The sequence below is a fragment of the Pseudomonas sp. ADPe genome (assembly GCF_014843515.1).
GTDB classification, from domain to species: Bacteria; Pseudomonadota; Gammaproteobacteria; order Pseudomonadales; family Pseudomonadaceae; genus Pseudomonas; species Pseudomonas citronellolis.
On the sequence record NZ_CP062122.1, the window covers coordinates 1,676,773 to 1,699,708 of the forward strand.

Genomic DNA, 22,936 nt, shown 5'->3' on the forward strand with positions numbered 1-22,936 from the left:
AGAAAGCTCGCTTGGCGCGGCGCAGGCTTTGGGCCGAAGATCGACGCGCCAGCGCGGCCCGGAAAGCCGCCGTCCCGACTTCCACAGGAGCCCGCACCATGTCCGACCTCCCCGCCCGCAATGGCGGCCAGATCCTCGTCGAAGCCCTGCTGCGCAACGCGGTGGACACCGTCTACTGCATCCCCGGCGAAAGCTACCTGCCGGTGCTCGATGCCCTGCACGACGCGCGTTCGATCCGCACCATCGTCACCCGCCACGAAGGCGCCGCCTCGAACATGGCCGACGCCTACGGCAAGCTCACCGGGCGCCCGGGCATCTGCTTCGTCACCCGCGGGCCGGGCGCCACCCACGCGGCCAACGGCGTGCACACGGCGAAACAGGACTCCACGCCGATGATCCTCTTCGTCGGCCAGGTGGAAAGCGCCTTCAAGGGCCGCGAGGCGTTCCAGGAGGTGGACTACCGGCAGATGTTCGGCGGCCTGGCCAAGTGGGCCACGGAGATCGACGACATCCAGCGCATTCCCGAGGTGGTCGCCCGGGCCTTCGCCGTGGCCCAGTCCGGCCGCCCCGGCCCGGTGGTGGTCGCCCTGCCGGAGGAAGTGCTGTTCGGCACCGCGCAGGTGGCGGATGCGCCCGCCCCGCGCATTGCGCAGGTCGCCCCGCCGCTGGCCGCGCTGGAGGAATTGCGCAGCCTGCTCGCCCGCGCCCGCAAGCCGCTGCTGGTGATCGGCGGCACCGGCTGGGACGAGGCCGGGCGCCGCGCCCTGCAACGCTTCGCCCGGGCCAACGAACTGCCGGTGGTGGCCTCGTTCCGCCGCCAGGACCTGTACGACAACCGCGACGAGCAGTACGTCGGCCAGCTCGGCTTCGGCGCCTCGCCCAAGCTCGCTGCGCGGGTGCGGGAGGCCGACCTGCTGCTGGTGCTCGGCTCGCGCCTGAGCGAGACGCCCAGCGCCGGCTACACCCTGGTGCGCAGCCCGAAACCCGAGCAGACGCTGATCCACGTCCACCCCGACGCCAGCGAGCTGGGCCGCGTCTACCAGGCCGACCTGCCGATCCAGGCCAGCCTGCCGGCCATGGCCGCCGCCCTCGACGCCCTGGCGCCCCTGGAAAACCGCCCCTGGGCCGAGTGGACCGCCGAGGCCCGCGCCGACTACCTGGCCTACTCCACCCCGCCGGCCAGCCCCGCCGAACTGCAGGGCGTGGACCTGGCCGCGGTGGTCGGCCACCTCGCCGAAACCCTTCCCGAGGACGCGGTGATCAGCAACGGCGCCGGCAACTACGCCGTCTGGGTGCACCGCTTCTACCGCTACCGCGCCGCCCGCAGCCAACTGGCGCCCACCAACGGCGCCATGGGCTACGGCTTCCCCGCCGCCATCGCCGCCAAGCTGCGCGAGCCGCAGCGCGAGGTGGTGTGCTTCGCCGGCGACGGCTGCTTCATGATGTACCCGCAGGAACTGGCCACCGCCGTGCAGTTCGGCGCCGCGCTGATCGTCATCGTGGTCAACAACGGCATGCTCGGCACCATCCGCATGCACCAGGAGCGCGAGTATCCGGGGCGCGTCTCGGCCACCGAACTGCACAACCCGGACTTCGTCGCCCTGGCCCGGGCCTTCGGCGCCCACGGCGAACTGGTCGAGCGCACCGAGGACTTCGCCGCCGCCTTCCAGCGCGCCCGGGCCTGCGGCAAGCCGGCGCTGATCGAGCTGCGCACCGACCCACGGCAGATCACCCCGGTGGCGCGGCTTTCCTGAAAACCGCCGAAGGCTTCGCTAAGCTGCATCGGATCAAGGCATTGCGCCCGTCGCCCGGGCACAATGCCCGCCGATTCGCCGGCTAAGGAAGCGCATGAATCCGCAACTGCTCTGGGTCCTGTTCCTGCTCGCCACCGCGGTGGCGCTGTTCGTCGTCAACCGGCCGCGCATGGACGTGGTCGCCCTGCTGGCCATGGTCGCCCTGCCGCTGAGCGGCGTGCTCAGCGTGCAGGAAGCCCTGGCCGGCTTCGCCGACCCCAGCGTGGTGCTGATCGCCGCGCTCTTCATCATCGGCGAGGGCCTGGTGCGCACCGGCGTGGCCTACCGCATCGGCGAGTGGCTGACGCACAAGGCCGGCAGCGACGAGACGCGCCTGCTGGTGCTGCTGATGCTGGCGGTGGCCGGGCTGGGCTCGGTGATGAGTTCCACCGGCGTGGTGGCGATCTTCATTCCGGTGGTGCTCAGCGTCGCCGGGCGCCTGAACGTCTCGCCGGCGCGGCTGATGATGCCGCTGAGCTTCGCCGGGCTGATCAGCGGCATGCTCACCCTGGTGGCCACGCCGCCGAACATGGTGGTGCACAGCGAACTGGTGCGCGAGGGCGAGCCGGGCTTCGGCTTCTTCAGTTTCACCCCCATCGGCCTGGTGATCCTGGTCCTGGGCGTGGCCTACATGCTGGTGGCCCGGCGCTGGCTCGGCGACAACCACGACGGCCCCGGCAACGCCGCGCAACGCCGCTCGCTGCGCGACCTGATCCGCGACTACCAGTTGGCCGGGCGCGAACGCCGGCTGCGCATCCGCCCCGACTCCACGCTGGCCGGCATGACCCTCGGCGACGTCCAGCTGCGCACCGAGCGCGGCACCAACGTGATCGCCATCGAGCGCCTGGCGCGCTTCCGCCTGAAGATCCTCAGCCCCGGCGCCGACGTGGTGCTGCAGGTCGGCGACGTGCTGCTGGTGGACATCTACCAGCCGGGCATCGACCTGCTCGCCCTCTACCACGAATACGGCCTGGAGCCGCTAAGCCTGCACGGCGACTACTTCACCGAGCGCGCCCACGAGGTGGGCATGGCCGAGGTGACGCTGCCGCCGGAGTCCGCGCTGCTGGGCAAGAGCATCCTGCAGCTGGGCTTTCGCAGCCAGTACGGGCTCAATGTGGTGGGCCTGCGGCGCAACCGCGAAGCCGTGGTCGACGGCCTGCTGGACGCCAAGCTGAAGGTCGGCGACACCCTGCTGGTGGTGGGCGCCTGGAAGGACATCCGCCAGCTCCAGGGCCAGGGCCGCGACTTCCTGGTGCTGAGCCTGCCGGCCGAGGTGGACGAGGCCGCGCCGGCGGCCAGCCAGGCGCCCCACGCGCTGCTGAGCCTGGGGGTGATGGTGCTGCTGATGGTCAGCGGCCTGGTGCCCAATGTGCTGGCCGCGCTGATCGCCTGCCTGCTGATGGGCGCCTTCCGCTGCATCGACATGGACAGCGCCTACCGCGCCATCCACTGGCAGAGCCTGGTGCTGATCGTCGGCATGCTGCCCTTCGCCCTGGCCCTGCAGAAGACCGGCGGCATCGACCTGGCGGTGCAGGCCCTGGTGGCGGCCCTGGGCGGCGCCGGGCCCTACCTGATCCTCGCCAGCCTGTTCCTGCTCACCGCGCTGATCGGCCTGTTCATCTCCAACACCGCCACCGCCGTGCTCATGGCACCGGTGGCCATCGCCACCGCCAGGGCCCTGGGCGCCCAGCCGGAACCCTTCGCCATGATAGTGGCGCTGGCCGCCTCGGCGGCCTTCATGACGCCCATCTCCTCGCCGGTGAACACCCTGGTGCTGGGTCCCGGGCACTACCGCTTCGGCGACTTCGTCAGGGTCGGCGTGCCCTTCACCCTGCTGGTGATGATCGTCAGCGTGTTGCTGGTACCCTGGCTGCTGCCGCTGCATTGACCGAACAAGGAAAGCCCATGGAAGTGAGCAAGACCAAGAGCAGTTTCTACCGCCGCCTGTACGTCGCCTGGCTGGTGCACAGCGGCCAGGCCAGCAGCGTGCCGGCGCTGATGGAAGCCACCGGCATGCCCCGGCGCACCGCCCAGGACACCCTGGCGGCGCTGGCCGACCTGGACATCGACTGCGTGTTCGAACAGCACGCCGGCGAGCGCAACAACGCCGGGCACTACCGCATCCGCGACTGGGGCGCCATCGACCCGCGCTGGATCGAGGCGAACCTGGGCAAGATCAAGGCGATCCTCGAATATCCCTGAATCCGCCTTGTAGGAGCGGACCTTGTCCGCGATAGCCGGACATATCGGCTCGGTTCGCGGATGAGATCCGCTCCTACGCCGCCCCACCCACGCCATTCCCCTGTAGGAGCGCGCCCTGCGCGCGAATCGCGGGCAGGGCCCGCTCCTACAGGTTGCCTGGAGACATGGCATTCCTAGCCGTAGCGGACCTTGTCCGCGATAGCCGGACGTCCCGGCGCAGTTCGCGGATGAGATCCGCTCCTACGCCGCCCCACCCACACCATTCCCCTGTAGGAGCGCGCCCTGCGCGCGAATCGCGGGCAGGGCCCGCTACGTTTCCAGGAAAGCACGGTCGTAGGAGCAACTTGCGCCGAGGTGCTTTTTGTAGGATGGGTTGAGCTTGCGATACCCATGCTGCCGGGGGTGATGGGTATCGCTCCGCTCAACGCCATCCTACGAAAAGCCGTGCTTCCTGGAACCGTAGGACCTTGTCCGCGATAGCCGGACGTCCCGGCGCGGTTCGCGGATGAGATCCGCTCCTACGAGAAGCAGAAGGCGCGCTTCTGTGGGAAAATCGCCCTCCGCTCCCCTGCCCTGCCGCCCGCCATGCCCAAGCCGCCGAAACGCCCCGCCAAGCCGCAACCGCTGCGCGATCCCGCCGCGAAGAAGCCCGACCTGCTGCACCCGCGCAACCGCCACCAGGGGCGCTACGACTTTCCCAGCCTGATCGCCGCCAGCCCCGAGTTGGGCGACTACGTGATCACCAACCCCTACGGCAAGCCCAGCATCGACTTCGCCGACCCGCAGGCGGTGCGGGTGTTCAACCGCGCGCTGCTCAAGGCGCAGTACGGCATCGGCCACTGGGAAATCCCCGCCGACTTCCTCTGCCCGCCGATCCCCGGCCGCGCCGACTATGTGCACTACCTGGCCGACCTGCTGGCCGAGGACAATAAAGGCTGCGTGCCGCGCGGGCCCGGCGTGCGGGTGCTGGACATCGGCGTCGGGGCCAACTGCATCTACCCGCTGATCGGCCACCGCGACTATGGCTGGCGCTTCCTCGGCGCCGACATCGAACCCGCCGCCCTGGCCTCGGCGCGCAACATAGTGCTGGGCAACCCGGGCCTGGCCGAGGCCATCGAGCTGCGCCAACAGAGCGAGCCGCAGCACATCTTCCACGACCTGCTGCACGCCGACGAACGCTTCCACGCCAGCCTGTGCAACCCGCCGTTCCACGCCTCCCCCGAAGAGGCCCGCGCCGGCAGCCGGCGCAAGTGGAAGAACCTCGGCAAGCTCGACCCCTCGCGCAAGCTGCCGCTGCTGAACTTCGGCGGGCAGAGCAACGAGCTGTGGTGCGAGGGCGGCGAGATCGCCTTCCTCAAGCGCATGGCCAGCGAAAGCCGCGAAGTGGCGCAGCAGGTGCAGTGGTTCAGCTCGCTGGTGTCCAAGGCCGGCAACCTCGACGACTTCCGCCGCGCCCTGAAGAAAGCCGGCGCGCTGCAGGTGCGCACCCTGGACATGGCCCAGGGGCAGAAGCAGAGCCGCTTCGTCGCCTGGACCTTCCACGACGCCGAGGCGCGCGCCGCCTGGTACCGCTGACTAGCGGATGAACTCGCGGCTGACGGCGCGGAAGGTCTCGCTGCCGGCGCGCTCCAGCCATTCGAAGGCGACCATCTCGCGGTTGACGATCACCGCGCCGGCCTGGCGCATGCGCTCCAGGGCCAGGACCTTGTCCTCCGGGCGCCGCGAGCCGACCGCCTCGGCCACCACATAGACCTCGCGGTCCTCGGCCAGCAGGCCGAGCACGCTCTGCAGCACGCAGACGTGGGCCTCGGTGCCGCACACCACGAACTGCCGGCGCTCGCCGCCGGGCAGTTGCAGCAGACCAGGGTCGGCCACCGCGGAGAAGGCGATCTTCTCCAGGATGGCCGCGGCCGGCAGGTGCTCGCGCAACTGCGCCAGGGTCGGGCCCAGGCCCTTGCTGTACTGCTCGGTGGCCAGCACCGGCACGCCCAGGCGCTGCGCCACGGCCAGCAGCCAGGCGCTGTGCTGCAGCAGCGCCTCGGCGTCGTGGATGGCGGGGAACAGGCGTTCCTGGATGTCGATGAGGAGGAGGGTCGAGGTGGGGGCGTGGAGCAGCATGGGGAGTCTCCTGGGGTAGCGTTCTTCTTTTTCGGCTTGCTGTGTGGGGGTGTCAACCGGGAAAGCAGGTCGACACAAATGCAGGGAAGAGAATGAGCGAAGGTGAAGCGCTGGAGCGGCGTCAAGTCCGCTCCCTCTCCCCAGCCCTCGGCTGCGCGCCCCGCCCTGAAGGGAGAGGGGGCTTGTCCGTGCCGAGAGAAGGCTTGGTTTCAGCCGGCAGTCTCTGTGCTAGCCGGCTGACTCCAAAACATCAGCGTCTGCCCAACGGTCCCCTCTCCCTTCAGGGAGAGGGTTAGGGAGAGGGCAAGCGGGGTCGCAGCACACACTGTCGCCCACCTCCACATCAAAGAAAAAGGCCCCTGCAAAAGGGGCCCTCCTCTCTTCAGCGATACCCCCTCAATGCCCCGTCACATCCCCGCGGCGGCTGGTCTCGAAGAGGAACCAGGTGCGCTGCTCGGTCTCGTCGATCCAGTTCTCGATGAGGCTGGCGGTGGCGATGTCGTGGTACTCGTCGCACAGATCGTGGACTTCGCGCATGTAGGCGGTCAGCGACTTGTTGTCCTCCTGCAGCTCGGCCAGCATGTCCAGCGGCTGGACGAACTCGGCGTCGTTGTCGGCGATGCGCTTCAGGCGGCCGATGTGGCCGATGGAGCGGATGGTGTTGCCGCCGATCTTGCGCACGCGCTCGGCGATCGGGTCGGTCATGGCGAAGATTTCGGTGGCCTGGTCGTCCAGCAGCAGGTGGTAGTCGCGGAAGTGCGGACCGCTCACGTGCCAGTGGAAGTTCTTGGTCTTCAGATACAGGGCGAAGACGTCGGCCAGCAGGCGGCTCAAGGCCGCGCTGAGGTCGCGGGTGGCGTCCCTGGACAGGTCCGACGGGGTGGCCAGGGCCGGGGCGCGGCGCGGTGCCGGCTTGGCCGCGGCCGCGGGCTTGGCGGCAGCTGCCGGTTTGGCGGCGGGTTTCTTCGCTGCCGGCTTCTTCGCCGCGGCAGGTTTCGCAGCAGCGGGTTTGGCCGCAGCCGGCTTGCTGGCAGCGGTCTTGGGTGCAGCGGGTTTCTTCGCAGTGGCTGCGGTTTTCTTCATCTCGATCACCTCAAGGGGTCTTGTGGATGCCGCCCCTGTGCGTGCCGAAACTGGCGGTCCGGGACGAGCCTGACGCACTCCCTGCGTTATTCCTCTCACGGCCAAGAGTGCGCTCTTGAGCCTACCTCGCCGCGCTTCGATTGCAAGTCGTCGCGCCGCCAACGTGCGGCGCAATGACGCCGGGCAAGGCTCAGGATTGCACGGCGAAGCACGCGTCGAGGCGGCTGTACCCCATACCGACACCTTTGTGCACCTTGAGTTGCACGGGGATGCGTTCCTTGAGCGCCTCGACGTGGCTGATCACGCCGATGCTCTTGCCGCTGGCGTTGAGGCTGTCGAGGGCGTCCAGCGCCACCTCCAGGGTCTCGCCGTCGAGGGTGCCGAAGCCTTCGTCGAGGAACAGCGAATCGATGCTGGTCTTGTGGCTGACCAGGTCGGACAGCGCCAGGGCCAGCGCCAGGCTGACCAGGAAGCTCTCGCCGCCGGAAAGGGTGCGGCAGTCGCGGGCGACGTCGCCCTGCCAGGTGTCCACCACCTCCAGTTCCAGCTCGCCGTCGCCGCGCCGCGCCAGTTGGTAGCGGCCGTGCAGGCGCTGCAGTTGCCGGTTGGCCAGGTGCACCAGGTGGTCGAGGGTCAGGCCCTGGGCAAAGCGCCGGTACTTGGCGCCATCGGCGGAACCGATCAGGCCGTTCAGGCGCTGCCAGAGATCGTGGTGCGCCTCCTGCGCGGCGATCTCGGCGAACAGCGCCTGCTGGCTGGCACGGCGCGCGTCGTCGCCCTGCAGTTGCGCGCGCACTTCGCCCTGGCGCTGGCCCAGTTCGCGCAGCTGGGTGGCGAGGGCCTGCAACTGCTCGTCGAGGGCCGGTAGCTCCAGTTCGCCCAGCGGTTGCGCGCGCAGTTGGCGCTCGGCTTCCTCGGCGGCGACGCGCAACGCCACGGCTTCGGTCAGCGCGGTGTCCAGGCGCGTCTTGAGTTCGCCCAGGCGCTGGCGCTCGCCATCCTCCAGCAGCGCGGCGAGGAAGGCCGCCAGGTCGGCGAACGGGCTTTCTTCCAAAGCCTGCTGCCAGGTGCGCTCGCATTCAGCCAGAGTCGTGCGCGCCTGCTCCAGGTGCGCGGCGAGGCTCTGCTCGCGGCCGAGCAGCGCATCGGCCTGGCGCTGCGCCGCCTGCAGGGCCGCCTCCGCCGCTTGCAGGGCCTGTTGCGGCTGCGCCCCGGGCGCCAGTTCCGGCAATGCCTGCTCGCCACTGGCGCTCCAGCGTTCGCGCCACTGCCCGGCCTGGGCTTCGGCTTCCTGCAGCAAGCGCCGGGCTTCGCGCTCGGCCTCCTGCAGTTGCTGGTCCCGTTGCTGGGCCTGCTGCCAGGCGCACCATTCGCCTTCGCGTTCGGCCAGCCAGGCTGCGCCTTGTTCGGGCAAGGCGGCGGCGAAACCGTCGAGGCTGGCCAGCAGTTCGGCGGCCTGGCGTTCGGCCTGGGCTTGCAGCTGTTCCAGGCGTTGCTGTTGTTCCGCCTGGCGCTGCTGTGCGTTGTCCAGGTCACGACGCAGCAGGGCCTCCTGCTGCAGCGCGGCCGCATGGCTGCGCTCGGCGTGCTCGCGGGCACTCGCGGCCTGCTGCAACTCGCCCTTGAGCGCATCGAGCGCCGCCAGGCGTTCCTGAAGGTCAGCCAGGGCCTGTTCCTGGGCCTGGCGGATCGCGGCCAGGCCGGCGGCATCCTCGATGGCGAGGTTCTGTTCGGCCGACTGGCGCTGCCATTGGGCATCGAGCTGGTGCAGTTGTTCGCGCAGTTGCTCCAGCTGCTGCCGGGCCTGTGCTGCCTGGGCCGTCACGTCGGAGAGTTCGTCGCGCAGCGCCACGCCGTCGCTTTCCAGAGCGGCCAGGGCCGCGCGGCATTCGTCGAGGGCGCGGCGTGTCTGAGATACGTCCAGCGCCTGGTAGCTGGCGATGGCCGGGTGCTCGTGGGAGCCGCACAAGGGGCAGGCTTCGCCGGGCTGCAGTTGCACGCGGTAGGCCTCCAGGGCCTGGATGCGCTGCTCCTGCTCCAGCAGCTTCTCCTTGTCGGCGACCTGCTGCTTCAGCGCCTTGTAGCGCTCGCGCAGTTCGGCGATTGCGGCTTCCTTCTGCGCCTGGCGTTGCTGCAGCGAATCGAGCTGGGGTTGCAGGCGGGCAGCCTGCGCGTTGGCCTGCTCGCGGCTCTGCGCCAGCTGTTGCAGGCGGTCCAGCGCCCTGCCCTGTTGCTGCAACTGCTGCCAGCGCTCGCGCAGGGCGCTTTCGCCGGCGCCTTGCAGCAGGGCCTGCAAGCGCGCCTGTTGCTGCGCCTCGGCCTGGCGCGCCGCGTCCAGCGCCTGCCCGGCGTCGGCCAGGGCCTGGCCCTGGGCGGTGAGTTGGCCGTGCAAGGATTGGATGGCGGAGGCTTCCTGCTCCAGGCGCGCGCGGGCGCCCTGCAGTTCGCCGCCGAGCTGTTCGCGCTGGGCGAATTGCGCACGCCAGCCCCCCAGCAGTTCGCCCAGGCGGGCGCGTTGCGGGTGCGCGGCGAGCTGCGCCTGTACTTCGCGGCGCTGCGTTGCGAGTTCATCGATGGCGAGCTGGCGCTGCCCCGCCCACTGCGCGCTGTACTGGCTGGCCTGCCACAGGCTGCGCACGGCCTGCTCCGCGCAGTCCCGTTGCTGGCGTTGCAGGTCCGCCAGGCCGGTTTCGTCCCGCTCCAGCGCCTGGCGCGCCTGTTGCCAGGCCCCATGCAGCGGCTGCAGGCGCGCCGCCGGCTCGCTGGCGGCCAGGCGCTGCAGGTCGGGGGCCGCCTGGAGCAGGGCATCGCGCGCCTGCTGCTCGCGCGCGGCGGCCTGCTGGTGCTGTTGTTCGGCGCGGGAAAGGTCCTCGCGCCAGCGGCGCTGGGCCTGCAATTCGGCCTGACGCTGGAGCAGCGGGGCTTCCTCGGCCAGCAGGCGTTCGGCCTCGGCCCGCAGTTCGCCGCGCTGTTCCTCGCTGAGCAGCTCCATGCCTTCGGCACGGCTCTTCAGCAATTCCAGATCGTTCTGCGCCGCCTTGCTGCGCTCGTACACGCGCTGGGAAATCAGCCCGTAGATCTCGGTGCCGGTGAGTTCTTCCAGCAATGCCGCGCGGTCATTGGCGCTGGCTTCGAGGAAGGCGGCGAAACCGCCCTGGGCCAGCAGCATGGACTTGGTGAAGCGGCCGAAGTCGAGGCCGGTGAGCTGCTCGGTCTGGCGCAGCTTATCGTTGATCTTGTCGGTGAGGATTTCCCCCTCGCCGCCGGCGGCCTCGATGCGCGCCAGTTCCACCTTGGGCGCCTGCAGCGCGCCGTCGACCTTGTCGCGGGCCCGGCGCTGGCTCCAGAAGGCGCGGTAGCGGCGGCCCCTGACCTCGAACTCGACCTCGGCGAGGCAGTCGGCGGTGTGCCGCGTCATCAGCTCGTTGCCGCTCTGCGACAGCGTGTGCATGCGCGGCGTGCGGTGGTACAGGGCCAGGCAGATGGCGTCCAGCAGGGTGGTCTTGCCGGCGCCGGTAGGCCCGGTGATGGCGAACAGGCCGTTGCCGGCGAAGGGCTCGGCGGCGAAGTCGATCTTCCACTCGCCCTTGAGCGAGTTGAGGTTCTTCAGGCGCAGGCTGAGGATGCGCATCAGGCTTGCTCCTCCTGCAGTTCGGCGACCACCTGGCGGTACAGCCCGGCCAGTTCCTGGCGCAGCGGCGGCGCCAGGTCCTCGGCGTCCATGCGTTGTTCGAAGACGTCCTCGGCGGAGAGTTCGTCGAGGGTCTCGCGCGCCTCGCCGAACAGCCCCACCTGCTGGCTACCACGTTCACGGCGGGTGCGCAGCACTTCCACCGGCAGTTCCTCGCAGAGCTTCTCCAGGCGCGCCTGCAGGTCGTTCAGGTAGTCGTCGCTGCGCACCAGCACTTCCACCCACACCGGGCGTTCCGGGGTGCCCAGGCTGGCGGCTTCGGCCAGCGCCGCGGGCAGGCTGTCGAGGTCGCCGGCCAGCGACTGCAGGGGCTGGAAGCAGGGCACGGCCAGCGGCGTCACCGCGCGCAGGCCGCTTTCATCGAGGTCCACCAGCAGCACTTCCTTGGCCTGCCGCGCCTCGTCGAAGCTCAGGGCGATGGGCGAGCCGCAGTAGCGGATGTGCTCCAGGCCGCCGACCTTCTGCGGCCGGTGGATGTGCCCCAGGGCGATGTAGTCCGCCGCCGGGAAGGCGCTGGTGGGGAAGGCCTCCAGGCTGCCGACGTAGATTTCCCGCACCGACTCGCTGGCGCTGGCGCCGACCGTGGTCAGGTGCCCGGTGGCGACTATCGGCAGCTTGCCACCGAGTTCGGCACGCTTGGCCTCGGCCAGGGCGAACAGCGCCTGGTAGTGCGCCTGGATGCCCTGCTGCAAAGCCAGCTGCTTGTCCTGGGCGCTCTGCCCGGCCTGGCTGGCCAGCAGGTCGCGCGGGCGCAGGAAGGGAATGGCGCAGAGCACCGCGCCCGGCGTGCCGTCGCGTTGCGGCAGCACCAGCAACTGCCGGTCGAGGTCGGCGCCGGCGGCGGCGATCACCCGCGTGCCGAGCACCGCCAGCAGCTCGCGGGATTCCTCCAGCATCGCCACCGAGTCGTGGTTGCCGCCCAGCACCACCAGGCTGGCGCCGGTCTCGCGCAGTTCGACGATGAAGCGGTTGTACTGCTCGCGGGCGTAGCTGGGCGGCGCGCCGGTGTCGAACACGTCGCCGGCGATGATCACCGCGTCCACCGCGTGCTCGCGCACCCGCTCCACCAGCCAGCGGCAGAAGGCGCGGTGTTCGGCCTCGCGGCTCTTGCCCATGAAGTGCTGGCCGAGGTGCCAGTCGGAAGTGTGGAGGATGCGCATGCGCCTGCTGTCCCGCTGTCTGATCCAGCCGGCGATGATACCCGCTTCCGGGGTGCGCCCGCGCCAGGCTGGCTATCCTGAAGGAACGCCGGCCGGGAATCAGACCATGCAACGCCTGCTCAACATGCTCCGCGACCTCGCCATCCTGGTGCGCGCCAACCTGTGGATAGTGCCCGTGCTGGCCGCCCTGGTGGCCGCGGTCTTCTACTTCGTCGCGCCGCCGCCGCCGATGAGCGCCACCCTCGCCACCGGCGCCCCCGACGGCGGCTACGCGGCCTTCGGCGAAAAGCTGCGGGCCGAGCTGGCCGAGCAGGGCTTCGAGCTGAAGCTGGTGCCCAGCGCCGGCTCGCGGCAGAACATGGACCTGCTGCTGGACGAGCACAGCGGCGTGGACATCGCCCTGGTGCAGAGCGGCCAGGAACGCCAGCTCGCCGCCGGGCAACGGCAGCGCCTGCAAACCCTCGGCGCCATGTTCCAGGAGCCGCTGTGGCTGTTCCAGCGCCACGACGTGCACATCGACCGCATCGCCGACCTGCTGCCCCTGCGCGTGGCCCTGGGCAGCCGTGGCAGCGGCACCGAGGCGATCACCTCGGCCATCCTCCAGGCCAACGGCATCGGCGACGAACAGCACCCCGCCGGCTGGCAGGCCAGCGGCGGCGACAGCGCCGCCGACGCGCTGCTGGCCGGCAGCCTGGACGCCGCCTTCTTCGTCGGCCCGGCGGACAACCCGCTGATCCAGCGCCTGGCCGCCAGCGAGCAGTTGCTGCTGGCCGGCTTCCGCCGCGCCGACGCCTACGAGGCGCGCCTGCGCTTCCTCAAGCGCCTGGAGGTGGGCGAAGGCCTGCTGAACCTGGAACACAACGTGCCGCACCGCAACCTGACCACCCTGTCGCCGGTGGCCACCCTGGTGATCAAGGACCGTTTCCACCCGGCGCTGACGCCGCTGATCCTCCAGGCCGCGCGCCAGGCGATGCGCCAGGGCAGCCTGCTCGACGCCCCCGGCGCCTTCCCCGCCGCCGAGCCGCGCACCCTGCGCCTGAACGAGGACGCCGAGCGCTACTACAAGAGCGGCCTGCCGCTGCTGCAGCGCTTCCTGCCGTTCCGCATCGCCTCCCTGGCCGACCGCTACATCATCCTGCTGATCCCCTTCATCGCCATCCTCATCCCGCTGTTCAAGTCCATCGGCCCGCTGTACCGCTGGCGCATCCGCGCGCGCATCTACCGCTGGTACCGCTACCTGCGGGAAATCGACCGGCGCCTGGACGAAAACACCGGCAGCGCGGAACTCAGCCGCGAGATCGAGCGCCTGGAGAGCCTGGAGGCCGAGCTGTCGCGGGTGGAGGTGCCGCTGTCGTACTACAACGAGCTGTACGAGCTGCACCTGCACCTGAACTACGTGATCCGCCGCCTGCGCCAGCTGCGCCGCAACCGCCGCGAGCGCGACGGCGAGGCGCCGCTGGACAAGGCCGGGTGAGCGTGGCGCGTCGCGCTCGGGTAAACTGGCGGCTTTGCCACCATCGTCCAGAGCCGAGCCCGAGATGCCGATTCGTCACGCCATCGTCCACCTGATCGACAAGAAGCCCGACGGCAACCCCGCCACGCTGCACGCGCGCGACGCCGAACTGGGCGACTCCCAGGCCATCGAGAACCTCATGGCCGACCTCAACGAAAGCTACAACGCCAAGCCGAACAAGGCCTGGGGCCTGTTCCAGGAGGAGTCCGGCGCCTACCCGTTCAGCGGCTGGCTGGCCGAGTACCTGGACGGCGGCAAGGACTTCGTCGCCTTCAGCCGCCAGGCCGTGGAGCACCTGAAGAGCCTGATGGAGGAATCCAACCTCTCCACCGGCGGCCACGTGCTGTTCTGCCACTACCAGCAGGGCATGACCGACTACCTGAGCATCGCCCTGCTGCACCACAGCGAAGGCGTGGCGGTGACCGAGAACCTGGAAGTGGCGCCCTCGCGCCACCTTGACCTGGGCCAGTTGCACATGGCGGCGCGGATCAACTGCTCGGAATGGCGCAACAACAAGGCCTCCAAGCAGTACATCTCGTTCATCAAGGGCAAGGGCGGCAAGAAGGTCTCGGACTACTTCCGCGACTTCATCGGCTGCCAGGAAGGCGTCGACGCGCCCAGCGAGACGCGCACCCTGCTCAAGGCCTTCAGCGACTACGTGGAAAGCGAGGACCTGCCCGAAGAGCAGGCCCGCGAGAAGACCGACACCCTGGTCGACTACGCCACCAGCCAGGCGCGCCTGGGCGAGCCGATGGCCCTGGACGCGCTCTCCGAGCTGATGGACGACCAGGCGCCGCGCGCCTTCTACGACTACATCCGCAACAAGGACTACGGCCTGGCCCCGGAAATCCCCGCGGACAAGCGCACCCTCAACCAGTTCCGCCGCTTCACCGGCCGCGCCGAGGGCCTGTCGATCAGCTTCGAGGCGCACCTGCTGGGCAGCAAGGTGGAGTACGACGAAGAGCGCGACATGCTGATCATCCGTGGGCTGCCGACGCAGTTGCACGACCAGCTCAAGCGGCGCAAATAACCGCGAATCGCGGTCGGAGTCCGCTCCTACGTGTCCAGGAAGCACGGTCGTAGGAGCAACTGTCTTGCGCCGAGGTGCTTTTCGTAGGATGGGTTGAGCTTGCGATACCCATGCTGCCGGAGTGATGGGTATCGCTCCGCTCAACGCCATCCTACGAAAAGCCGTGCTTCCTGGAACCGTAGGGCCTTGTCCGCGATAGCCGGACATTCCGGCGCGATTCGCGGATGAGATCCGCTCCTACGCCCCCCACCCACGCCATTCCCCGTAGGGCGCATAACGCCTACGGCGTTATCCGCCGTTGTCCCGGCTGTAGGAGCGGGCCCTGCCCGCGATTCGCGCCCAGGGCGCGCTCCTACAAGGGAATGGCGTGAAGGGAATGGCGTGGCTGGCGCTTTTCGGGCCAAAGGCCAAGGGCCCAAGGGCCCAAGGGCCGTGACTCCTGCGTTTCAGCGCGCCTCGACGGCGAACCCCAGCCGCGGGAAATGCACATGCACCACCCCGGCGCGCGGGTCCTCGCGGCGCAGGATCAGTTCCTCGCTGCCCACGTGCAGCAGTTCCCCCTCCACCGGATCGACGCCGTAGTCGGTCGCCGCGATGGCCACCCGCTGGCCGACCCGCAGGCCGTTGGCGTCGCTGAACGGCTCGTCCGGCAGCGCCGCCGGCTGGCTGTCGCGGGCCACGGCGATGGCTTCCTCGCCGCTCATCTCGCTGTGCGCGCCATGGCCGAAGCCGAGCACCCGGCCCAGCCAGGCCACCACCGACGGGTAGGCGTCCACCAGCGGCGAGGTCACCGGAGTGGCCTTGACGAACCAGAGCACGTGGGCGACGGCGAAGTCCGCCACGGACGGCTCGCCGAACAGGAAGTCGCCCTCCTCCCGCGCCAGTTGCTGCTCCAGCCGCGCCATGAACACCGGCCATTGCTGCCGCGCCTGCTCGGCCGGCAGGCGCGCGGCGCTGCCGCCGCTGAACAGCTGGCTGCGGTCGGCGACGAAGGCCTTGAGGAACTCCGGCGGCAGCTTGCCGAAGCGCACGGCGATGGACTCGGGCTGGAACACCAGGCTCACGCCATGCTGGAACAGCACCGAATCGGCCCAGGCGGCGAAGGCGGCGACGCTGAACTCCTGGCCCTCGGGGAACAGCGCCGGGGTGGCCTTCTCCTGCTCCAGGCGGCGGGCGATCAGCGCGGTGTCGCAGTAGACATCGGCCCCCACCTGCAGCACAGGCGTCTTGCGGTAGCCGCCGGTGAGCGCCAGCAGGTCGGGCTTGGGCATGATCGGCGGGATCAGCACCGAGCGCCACGACAGCTGCTTGAAGCCCAGCAGCAGGCGGGCCTTCTCGGCGAAGGGGGAAGTCGGGTAGTGGTGAAGGATCAGCTCGGACATGCGGGGCTCCGTTGGCCGGCGTTGAGGGCCTTCCAGCTTACCCCGCCGCGGCGCGCGGTCCTACCCGGTCGAAGCTATGGACGGCCATCCGCCGCGCTGATGGCCAGGACCGCGCCGGCCAGCGCCAGGCGCTCCTTGGCCGGCTTGCCCAGGGCCTTGATCGCCCGCTCGCGGCGCAGCGCCTCGCCCTTGCCGGCGCAGGCCTCGACGTATACCAGCGCCTGCGCCGGGCTGGAATGGAAGAAGCGCGCGCCACGCCCGCTGCAGTGCGCCTCGAAGCGCCGCTGCGGGTCGTCGCTGATGCCGCAGTAGAGCGCGCCGTTGGCGGCGCGCACCAGGTAGACGAACCAGGGCTTGGGCTCGGCCTGGGTCATGTCCAGACCCGCTGCTGCATGCGTTCGCAGTAGCCGACCAGGCGCTCGTATTCGCGCGCCATGTGGTTGAGGGGGGTTTCCAGGGTGCACAGAACCAGGTTGGCGAGTATCCCGTAGGCCGCGGCATCGGCGCTGCAGGGCTGGGCGCCGCCGAAGTACGGCAGGTCGCCGAGCATGCCGTCGAGGGCGTCGAGGTCCTGGCGGGCGAAGCTCAGCAGTTCCTCGCGGCTGTGGGCAGTCAGGCCGCGGCCGCGCATCTCGCCGCGGATCTTGCGGCGCACCAGCGCGCCGACCACCGGCCGCAGCGGCGCCGGGATGCCGCGCAGCAGCACCGGGGCGACCTGGCGCCAGCCGTCCTCCTCCAGCCAGCGGAAGTACACCAGCAGCGGCGCCAGGTGCTCGTCGCACAGCCGCGTGATCGACACCGCCCAGCCACGCCCGCGGGCATCGAGGCCGGCGTCCAGGTCCAGGGCGAAGCGCTGCTGGAGGTCGTGGATGATGATCTCGGTGTCGGCGACGGTCTGCCCCTCGACCTTGACGAAGGGCAGCTTGCCCTTGGGCCCCTTGCGCGGGTCCGTCACGTGCTGCACCTGGTATTCCAGCCCGGACAGGCGCAGGAAAGTCTCCAGCTTCAGGCAGAAGGGGCTGACGTTGGGCACATTGAAGGCCGGGGGGAACTGGAACAGGGTGATCATGGCGAGGCTTCCTGCGCGGGCTCGCCTGGTATTTAAGCGCATGCCAGGCGCCGCGGCGAGCCCTGTCGGAGTGCTATCAGACATGACAGGGTTCGCCGGGTGGCTCGGGTGCCGCCTCCGTAACGGTTCTGAAACCCGTCATTCCTGCGAACGGAGGGCGTATGAGCGTTCGCGGTTATCCGCCGTTGGTCGTGCCACCGGGGCGTCCGGCGTGGCCGGGGAATCCAATCGCGGACAGAGTCCGCTCCTACGCCGCCCAACCCACGCCATTCCAATGTAGGAGCGCGCCCTGCGCGCGAAATCGCGGGCAGGGCCCGCTCCTACACCTTCCAGCAAATATGACACCCCGTAGGATGGGTTGAGCTTGCGAAACCCATGCGGTGACGCTGATGGGTATCGCTTCGCTCAACCCATCCTACGAAGAGCCATGCTCGCTCATGCCATAGGAGCGGACTCCGCCCTGCGATGAAACCGGAACACCCCGCCCTGCCTCAGCTGAACCACTCCATGGCCGTGCGCCAGACACACACGCCGACGAAATACGCCGAAGCCACGAACCACAACCACAGCAACCAGGTCTGGTCCACCGGCTGCTGCAGGATCAGCAACGCGCTACTGAACATCCAGACGAAGGTCACCGCAATATTCAGCGGCATGAACTGGCGCACCCGGAAGGGGTGCAGGAACTTCATCCGCGTCAGCGTCAGCCCCGCCAGCACCAGCACCGTGACCAGGCTCACCCAGGGCCCGGGCCCGAGGACGAAGAAATACACCGCCACCACGTTCCAGGCCGCCGGGAAGCCGACGAAGTAGTTGTCCTTGCTCTTCATGTTCACGTTGCAGAAGCAGAACAGCGAGGACACCAGGATGACGCCGACGATCGCCAGCTCGCTGTGCACCGGCAGCGGCACGTAGCGGTAGATGAAGATCGCCGGGATGAACACGTAGGTGAGGTAGTCGATCACCAGGTCCAGGGTGGAGCCGTCGAAGTGCGGCAATACCGCCTTGACGTCGAACTTGCGCGCCAGGGTGCCGTCCAGGCCGTCCACCAGCAGGGCCGCGCCCAGCCACAACAGGCAGGCCTGCGGGCGGTTGTCGACCAGCGCGAGCAGCGCCAGCAGGGCCAGGATGACGCCGCTGGCCGTCACCGCGTGGGCGCTCCAGGCCTTGGCTTTGCTCAGGTTCAACGGAGTGAGGGTCAGGTTCACGGCGCTTCTCTTCAGTCAGGCGGCAGTGCGAGCTATTTCAACGTATAGCCCATCCGTGGGTTTCCACAGGATGCTCCTGGGTATCGGAACACCGATCCGACGGCCGAGTTCAGCCGGCCGGCCTTGGTGGGCGTGGAAAAGGCCAGGATACGCCGAAGCGCACCCGCAGCGCCAAGGGCGCTGACGAGCGTAGGACGGCTTTGCGACGGCTTTCGGACGCCAGGGATGCGGCGCGGCCCGCGGGGGCCGCGCCGCGCGGGCTCAGTGGATGATCTGGCTGAGGAACAGCTTGGTGCGGTCGGATTGCGGGTTGTCGAAGAACTGGTCCGGCGGCGCCTGTTCGACGATCTCGCCCTTGTCCATGAAGATCACCCGGTTCGCCACGGTGCGGGCGAAGCCCATCTCGTGGGTCACGCAGAGCATGGTCATGCCGCTCTGGGCCAGGCCGATCATGGTATCCAGCACCTCCTTGACCATTTCCGGGTCGAGCGCCGAGGTGGGTTCGTCGAACAGCATGATCTTCGGCTTCATGCACAGCGCCCGGGCGATGGCCACGCGCTGCTGCTGGCCGCCGGAGAGCTGCCCGGGGAACTTGCTCGCCTGCTCGGGGATGCGCACCCGCTCCAGGTAGTGCATGGCCACTTCCTCGGCCTCGCGCTTGGGCATCTTGCGCACCCACATCGGCGCCAGGATGCAGTTCTGCAGCACGGTCAGGTGCGGGAACAGGTTGAAGTGCTGGAACACCATGCCGACCTCGCTGCGGATCGCCTCGATCTGCTTGAGGTCGTTGGTCAGCTCGGTGCCGTCGACGATGATGCTGCCCTGCTGGTGCTCCTCCAGGCGGTTGATGCAGCGGATGGTGGTGGACTTGCCCGAACCGGACGGGCCGCAGAGGACGATGCGTTCGCCCTGGCGCACGGTGAGGTTGATGTCCTTGAGCACGTGGAACTGGCCGTACCACTTGTTCACGCCCTTCATCTCGATCATCACGTGATCGCCGATGGCCGGGACGGTCTTGTTGCTGGCTTCAGACATGATGACGAACTCCTAACGCTTGTGGCCGGTGTCCAGCTTGCGCTCCAGGTGCATGGAGTAGCGGGACATGCCGAAACAGAAGACCCAGTAGACCAGCGCGGCGAACACGTAGCCCTCGGTGGACATGCCCAGCCAGGCCGGGTCCGCGGTGGCGCGCTTGATGCTATTCAGGAAGTCGAACAGGCCGATGATGATCACCAGGCTGGTGTCCTTGAACAGCGCGATGAAGGTGTTGACGATGCCGGGGATCACCAGCTTCAGGGCCTGGGGCAGGATCACCAGGCCCATCATCCGCCAGTAGCCCAGGCCCATGGCCGCGGCCGCCTCGTACTGGCCCTTGGGAATGGCCTGCATGCCGCCGCGGACCACCTCGGCGATGTAGGCGGCTTCGAACAGCACCACCATCACCATGGCGCGCAGCAGCTTGTCCAGGTTCATGCCCTCGGGCAGGAACAGCGGCAGCATCACCGAGGACATGAACAGCACGGTGATCAGCGGCACGCCGCGCCAGAACTCGATGGTGGTGACGCACAGGACCTTGATCGCCGGCATCTTCGAGCGCCGCCCCAGGGCCAGCAGGATGCCCAGCGGCAGCGCCCCAGCGATGCCCACGGCGGCGATCACCACGGTCAGCATCAGGCCGCCCCATTGGCTGGTGGGCACGTTGTCCAGGCCGAGGAAGCCGCCGTGCAGCAGCCAGTAGGACACCAGCGGCAGCGCCAGCAGGTAGGCCAGGCCGTACTTGAGCTTGTGCTGGAACTGGCGCAGGAACAGCGGCGCGGCGCCGACCACCACCAGCAGCACGTTGAGGTCCACCCGCCAGCGCAGCGCCTCGGGGTAGAAGCCGTACATGTACTGGCCGATGCGGGTGCTGATGAACACCCAGCAGGCCCCCTCGCGGCTGCAGTCGGCGCGGCTCTCGCCGACCCAGTCGGCCTTGAACACAGCCCATTCCAGCAGCGGCGGGACGATCAGCCAGATGACGTACAGCCCGACCAGGGTCAGCAGGGTGTTGATCCAGCTCGAGAACAGGTTGGCGCGCAGCCAGCCGATGACCCCGACGCTGAGCGCCGGCGGCGGCAGATCGGGCTTGAAGGTATGGTTTGCCATGGCGTCCCCCTAGCGTTCGATCAGCGCGATGCGCTTGTTGTACCAGTTCATCAGCAGCGAAATGCTCAGGCTGATGGCCAGGTACACGCTCATGGTGATGGCCATGGTCTCGATGGCCTGGCCGGTCTGGTTGAGCACGGTGCCGGCGAACAGCGAGACCATGTCCGGGTAGCCGATGCCGGCGGCCAGCGAGGAGTTCTTCGCCAGGTTCAGGTACTGGCTGGTCAAAGGCGGCACTATCACCCGCAGCGCCTGCGGGATGATGATCAGCCGCAGCGTCTGCCCCGGGCGCAGGCCCAGGGAGCCGGCGGCCTCGGTCTGGCCGTGGCTGACCGCCTGGATGCCGGCGCGCACCGTCTCGCCGATGAAGGCGGCGGTGTAGATCGACAGCGCCAGGACGATGGACACCAGCTCCGGGATCACCACCCAGCCGCCGCGGAAGTTGAAGCCCTGCAGCACCGGCACGTCCCAGTGCACCGGCACGCCGGCCACCAGGATGGTCAGCGCCGGCAGCACGATCAGCGTGGCCAGGCCCGTGAGGAACACCGGGAAGGTCTTGCCGGTGGCGTGGCGGCGCACCTTGGCCCAGCGCCAGAGCACGGCCCAGGCGACGATGGCCAGGAGAACGGCGATGAGGAACGCCGGCAGCGCCTCGGTGGCCACCGGCGCCGGCATCTGCATGCCGCGGTTGTTGAAGAACAGCAGGCCGCCGACGCTCAGGCTCTGCCGCGGCCCGGGCAGTTGCGCGAGCACGGCGAAGTACCAGAAGAAGATCTGCAGCAGCGGCGGGATGTTGCGGAAGGTCTCGATGTACACCGTGGCGATCTTGCGCACCAGCCAGTTCGGCGACAGCCTGGCCACGCCGAGGATGAAGCCGATGATGGTCGCCAGGACGATGCCGATCACGGTCACCAGCAGGGTGTTGAGCAGGCCGACGAAGAACACCCGCCCGTAGGTGTCGGACTCGCTGTAGTCGATCAGGTGCTGGGAGATGCCGAAGCCGGCGCTGTTGCCCAGGAAGCCGAAGCCGGACTGGATGCCGCGGTGGGCGAGGTTGGTCTGGGTGTTGTCGAAGAGGAACCAGCCGAACGCCACCACGGCGACGACGGCGATGATCTGGAAGGCCCAGGCGCGCACGGCCGGGTCGCTGAGCGACAGGCCGCGCGGGCGCCGGGCTTTGACGGAGTTCTGCATGTAAGCCCTCTCGCAGGCCGCCCCGGCGGGCACGGGGCTACGCCCGTGACCGCGCGGGGGACCTCACGTCACGTCGTTCGAAACAGGGCCCGCGCCCAGGATCCGGGCGCGGGCTGTGGGAGGTCAGCGCACCGGCGGTGCGTACTGCAGACCACCCTTGTTCCACAGGGCATTGAGGCCGCGCTTGATCTTCAGCTCGCTGCCTTCGCCGACGTTGCGCTCGAAGATTTCGGCGTAGTTGCCGACCTGCTTGACGATCTGCACCGCCCAGTCCTTCGGCAGCTTCAGGTCCTTGCCGTAGTCGCCCTCGGCGCCCAGCAGGCGGTTGATGTCGGGGTTCTTCGAGGACTTGGCCATCTGCTCGACGTTCTTCGAGTCGATCCCCAGCTCCTCGGCGTTGAGCATGGCGAACAGCGTCCAGCGGACGATGTCGAACCATTCCTCGTCGCCCTGGCGCACGGCCGGGCCGAGGGGCTCCTTGGAGATCACTTCCGGCAGCACCACGTAGTCGTCCGGCTTGGCCAGCTTGATGCGCTGCGCGTAGAGCTGCGACTGGTCGGAGGTGAGCACGTCGCAACGCCCGGATTCCAGCGACTTGGCGCTTTCGTCGGAGGTGTCGTAGGTGATCGGGGTGTACTTGAGGTTGTTCGAGCGGAAGTAGTCGGACAGGTTCAGCTCGGTGGTGGTGCCGGCCTGGATGCACACGGTGGCGCCGTCCAGCTCCTTGGCGCTGCTCACGCCGAGCTTCTTGTTCACCAGGAAGCCCTGGCCGTCGTAGTAGGTCACGCCGGCGAAGTTCAGGCCCATGGCGCTGTCGCGGGAACTGGTCCAGGTGGTGTTGCGCGAGAGCACGTCGATCTCGCCGGACTGCAGCGCGGTGAAGCGCTCCTTGGCGGTCAGCGGAGTGAACTTGACCTTGCTGGCGTCACCGAAGACCGCGGCGGCGATGCCATGGCAGACATCGACGTCGATGCCCTTGTAGACCCCCTTGGAATCGGCATAGGAGAAGCCCGGCAGGCCGTCGCTGATGCCGCACTGCACGAAGCCCTTCTTCTTCACCGCGTCCAGGGTGGCGCCGGCCTGGGCCAGGCCGCTGAGCCCGAGGACGCTCAGAGCGGTCAGCACCGCCAGTGTGGATTTCACCATCTTCATCGATCACCTCCAGTTTGCTTTTATTCGTGTTGGAGTCCCGGCCCACTCGCCCTTGTGAGGCGCCGCACGGTCTGCTCCGGACCTTGCATCGAAGTGGAAACCTTAGGTCAGTCTAGCCGGCTCTGCGGATACGTCCGCTTCGCCGCCCAGGCTGCCCCGCTCGCGGATGACGCGAGCCGGACGTATTGCGGGGGCC

18 protein-coding genes are annotated in these 22,936 nt (G+C 68.9%); 6 read left to right on the forward strand and 12 right to left on the reverse strand.

The genetic code is table 11. The features are described from left to right. The first annotated feature begins 98 nt into the window (after positions 1-98). From IG194_RS07630 to rlmF, 4 genes are all read left to right on the forward strand, one after another. Complete coding sequence (locus IG194_RS07630; RefSeq protein WP_058487345.1) at positions 99-1,754, forward strand: thiamine pyrophosphate-binding protein; 1,656 nt, start codon at positions 99-101, stop codon at positions 1,752-1,754. A 94-nt stretch (positions 1,755-1,848) separates the two neighbouring features. Then, positions 1,849-3,681 carry an SLC13 family permease gene (locus tag IG194_RS07635; protein WP_058487346.1) on the forward strand — a complete coding sequence of 611 codons (1,833 nt, stop codon included), beginning with the start codon at positions 1,849-1,851 and terminating at the stop codon, positions 3,679-3,681. Positions 3,682-3,698: 17 nt separating this feature from the next. Then, positions 3,699-3,995, forward strand: coding sequence for a winged helix-turn-helix domain-containing protein (locus tag IG194_RS07640; protein ID WP_058487347.1), 297 nt, complete (start codon positions 3,699-3,701; stop codon positions 3,993-3,995). 585 nt (positions 3,996-4,580) lie between these two features. Continuing rightward, complete coding sequence (gene rlmF / locus IG194_RS07645) at positions 4,581-5,570, forward strand: 23S rRNA (adenine(1618)-N(6))-methyltransferase RlmF (RefSeq protein ID WP_058487348.1); 990 nt, start codon at positions 4,581-4,583, stop codon at positions 5,568-5,570. On the opposite strand, the gene IG194_RS07650 is transcribed toward rlmF, so the two are convergent. From IG194_RS07650 to sbcD, 4 genes are all read right to left on the reverse strand, one after another. Next, positions 5,571-6,113, reverse strand: a complete 543-nt coding sequence (locus IG194_RS07650) for a hydrolase (protein ID WP_058487349.1) — start codon at positions 6,111-6,113, stop codon at positions 5,571-5,573. 396 nt (positions 6,114-6,509) lie between these two features. Then, the gene (locus IG194_RS07655; protein ID WP_043273370.1) at positions 6,510-7,001 is read right to left on the reverse strand and encodes a Dps family protein; all 492 of its coding nucleotides are present in this window, start codon (positions 6,999-7,001) and stop codon (positions 6,510-6,512) included. A 385-nt stretch (positions 7,002-7,386) separates the two neighbouring features. Further along, positions 7,387-10,827: an AAA family ATPase gene (locus tag IG194_RS07660; protein ID WP_058487350.1), complete on the reverse strand. Its 3,441-nt coding sequence runs from the start codon at positions 10,825-10,827 to the stop codon at positions 7,387-7,389. Continuing rightward, a complete protein-coding gene (sbcD, locus tag IG194_RS07665) occupies positions 10,827-12,047 on the reverse strand; it encodes an exonuclease subunit SbcD (RefSeq protein WP_058487351.1) in 1,221 nt (406 codons plus the stop codon). The genes IG194_RS07660 and sbcD overlap by 1 nt, the downstream gene beginning before the upstream one ends. Before the next feature lie 106 nt (positions 12,048-12,153). Here sbcD and IG194_RS07670 point away from each other — a divergent pair, with 106 nt between their 5' ends. After that, on the forward strand, positions 12,154-13,521 hold the full coding sequence (locus IG194_RS07670; protein ID WP_058487352.1) for a TAXI family TRAP transporter solute-binding subunit: 1,368 nt from the start codon (positions 12,154-12,156) through the stop codon (positions 13,519-13,521). Between the two features lie 64 nt (positions 13,522-13,585). After that, the gene (gene yejK / locus IG194_RS07675) at positions 13,586-14,590 is read left to right on the forward strand and encodes a nucleoid-associated protein YejK (RefSeq protein WP_058487353.1); all 1,005 of its coding nucleotides are present in this window, start codon (positions 13,586-13,588) and stop codon (positions 14,588-14,590) included. Between the two features lie 446 nt (positions 14,591-15,036). Here the strand turns inward: yejK and IG194_RS07680 are convergent, their stop codons facing one another. From IG194_RS07680 to IG194_RS07715, 8 genes are all read right to left on the reverse strand, one after another. Beyond that, complete coding sequence (locus IG194_RS07680) at positions 15,037-15,972, reverse strand: glutathione S-transferase family protein (protein WP_058487354.1); 936 nt, start codon at positions 15,970-15,972, stop codon at positions 15,037-15,039. Between the two features lie 74 nt (positions 15,973-16,046). After that, positions 16,047-16,346, reverse strand: coding sequence for a GIY-YIG nuclease family protein (locus IG194_RS07685; protein ID WP_058487355.1), 300 nt, complete (start codon positions 16,344-16,346; stop codon positions 16,047-16,049). Further along, entirely contained in the window at positions 16,343-17,041 is a 699-nt protein-coding gene (locus tag IG194_RS07690; RefSeq protein ID WP_009616122.1) for a glutathione S-transferase C-terminal domain-containing protein, read from the reverse strand. The genes IG194_RS07685 and IG194_RS07690 overlap by 4 nt, the downstream gene beginning before the upstream one ends. Positions 17,042-17,532: 491 nt before the next feature. After that, positions 17,533-18,249: a phosphatidylcholine synthase gene (gene pcsA / locus IG194_RS07695; protein ID WP_134163382.1), complete on the reverse strand. Its 717-nt coding sequence runs from the start codon at positions 18,247-18,249 to the stop codon at positions 17,533-17,535. A gap of 261 nt (positions 18,250-18,510) precedes the next feature. After that, positions 18,511-19,284 (reverse strand): amino acid ABC transporter ATP-binding protein, encoded by a 774-nt coding sequence (locus tag IG194_RS07700; RefSeq protein WP_009616120.1) that lies wholly within the window; start codon positions 19,282-19,284, stop codon positions 18,511-18,513. Positions 19,285-19,296: 12 nt separating this feature from the next. After that, positions 19,297-20,394, reverse strand: a complete 1,098-nt coding sequence (locus tag IG194_RS07705) for an amino acid ABC transporter permease (RefSeq protein WP_043313461.1) — start codon at positions 20,392-20,394, stop codon at positions 19,297-19,299. A gap of 9 nt (positions 20,395-20,403) precedes the next feature. Next, positions 20,404-21,588 (reverse strand): amino acid ABC transporter permease, encoded by a 1,185-nt coding sequence (locus IG194_RS07710; protein WP_009616118.1) that lies wholly within the window; start codon positions 21,586-21,588, stop codon positions 20,404-20,406. 123 nt (positions 21,589-21,711) lie between these two features. Then, positions 21,712-22,740: an amino acid ABC transporter substrate-binding protein gene (locus IG194_RS07715; RefSeq protein ID WP_058487356.1), complete on the reverse strand. Its 1,029-nt coding sequence runs from the start codon at positions 22,738-22,740 to the stop codon at positions 21,712-21,714. Between the last annotated feature and the right edge of the window lie 196 nt (positions 22,741-22,936).